At 77.9% G+C, this 1,727-nt stretch carries 1 protein-coding gene and 1 pseudogene; both read right to left on the minus strand.

What is annotated here, in order from left to right:
* On the minus strand, positions 1–1,444 hold a 1,444-nt coding region (locus tag KBX39_RS30535; protein ID WP_210873875.1), incomplete at its 3' end, for a transcription antitermination factor NusB.
* A pseudogene (locus tag KBX39_RS30540) lies at positions 1,441–1,727 on the minus strand (methionyl-tRNA formyltransferase); the annotation flags it as partial. The gene KBX39_RS30535 and the pseudogene KBX39_RS30540, both read right to left, overlap by 4 nt.

Genomic DNA, 1,727 nt, shown 5'->3' on the forward strand with positions numbered 1-1,727 from the left:
CCTCGGTCACCGTCACGTGCGTCTCCACCACGTGCGGCGAACACGTCACGTACGCGACCAGGCCACCCGGCCGGGCCGCCCGCAACGCGGCGGTCAGCAGCTCACGCTGCAACCGGGTCAGCGGCGGCAGGTCCGACGGCTGGCGACGCCATCGCGCCTCCGGCCGGCGGCGCAGCGCGCCCAGCCCGGTGCACGGCGCGTCGACGAGCACCCGGTCGAAGTGCCCCTCCGGCAGCTTCGGGTCGCTGCCCACGCTGCGCCCGTCGGTGTTCAGCACGGTCACCGGCAGCCCACGGGTGGCCTGCTCCACCAGCCGCGCCCGGTGCTCGGCCACCTCGACCGCCGTCAGCCGCGCGCCCCGGGTCGCGGCCAGCGCGCCGAGCAGACCGGACTTGCCGCCCGGGCCGGCGCACAGATCCAGCCACCGGCCGTCCGGGCCGTCCAGCGGCGCCGCCGCCAGCGCGTCCGCCACCAGCTGGGAGCCCTCGTCCTGCACGTGCGCGCGGCCGTCGGCCACCGCCGCCAGGTCGCCGGGCGCGCCGCCGGGCAGATAGACCGCGTACGGCGAGAACGCGCCGGGCGCGCCGCCCACCTCGTCGGCCAGCGCCACCGGGTCGGCCAGGCCCGGCCGGGCGCACAGGTGCACCGGCGGGCGCTCGTTGTCCTCGATGAGCAGCCGGGTCGTCTCGCCCATGTCGCCGCCGAGCGCCTCGGCGAACGACCGCACGATCCACTGCGGATGGCTGTACGCCAGCGCGAGGTGCCCGACCGGGTCGGTCTCCTGCGCCGGGGCGAGCTTGGCCACCCAGGCGTCGGCGTCCCGGCTGGTGATCTCCCGCAGCACCGCGTTGGCGAACCCGGTCGCGCCCGGCCCCACCGACCGGACCAGGTCCACGGTGGACGACACCGCGGCGTGCGCGGGCACCCGCATGTGCAGGATCTGGTACGCCCCGAGCCGCAGCGCGTCGCGCACCGGCGGGTCGATGCGCTGCACGTCCCGCCCGGCCGCGTCGGTCACGATCGCGTCGAGCGTGCCGGTGTGCCGCAGCGTGCCGTAGGTCAGCTCGGTGGCGAACGCGGCGTCCCGGCCGGTCAGCCCCGCCTCGCGCAGCATCGCCGGGAGCACCAGGTTGGCGTACGCGTCGTCGCGGTGCACCGCCGCGATCGCCTCGTAGGCGACCTGCCGGGGCAGGTCCACGGCCGGACGGACGGGACGCCCGCCCCGTCGGTCGCCACCGAACCGGTCCCCGCCGCGCCGGTCGCCGCCGGGCCGCTCGGAGCGCTGCCGGTCGGAACGCTGCCGGTCGGAACGCTGCCGGTCGCCGAACCGCTCGTCGCCGCGCTGACGCTCGCCACCAGGCCGGTCACCGGCGCGCTGGCGGTCGCCGTACCCCCGCTGACGCTCGCCCTCGACGGGCCGGTCCTCGCGCGACGGCCCCGTCACGCGAACACCTCGCCGGCGGTGACCCGGGCGCCGCGCGCCCAGTCGCCGGCGGGCATGGCCTTCTTGCCTGCGGCGCGCACCTCGCCGAGGCGCACCGGCGTGGTGGCGGTGCCGACGAGCACACCGGACTTCGCCACGTGCAGTTCCCCCGGCTTCAGCTCCGGGCCGTCGGCCACCGGCGTGACCGGACCGAGCTTGACCCGGTCGTCGCGGAACGTCGTCCACGGGCCGGGCGCGGGAGTGCAGGCGCGGACGCGCCGGTCCACCGCGAACGCGGGGTCGC

The organism is Micromonospora sp. D75, from assembly GCF_018070405.1.
In the GTDB taxonomy this organism is placed as follows: Bacteria; Actinomycetota; Actinomycetes; order Mycobacteriales; family Micromonosporaceae; genus Micromonospora; species Micromonospora chalcea.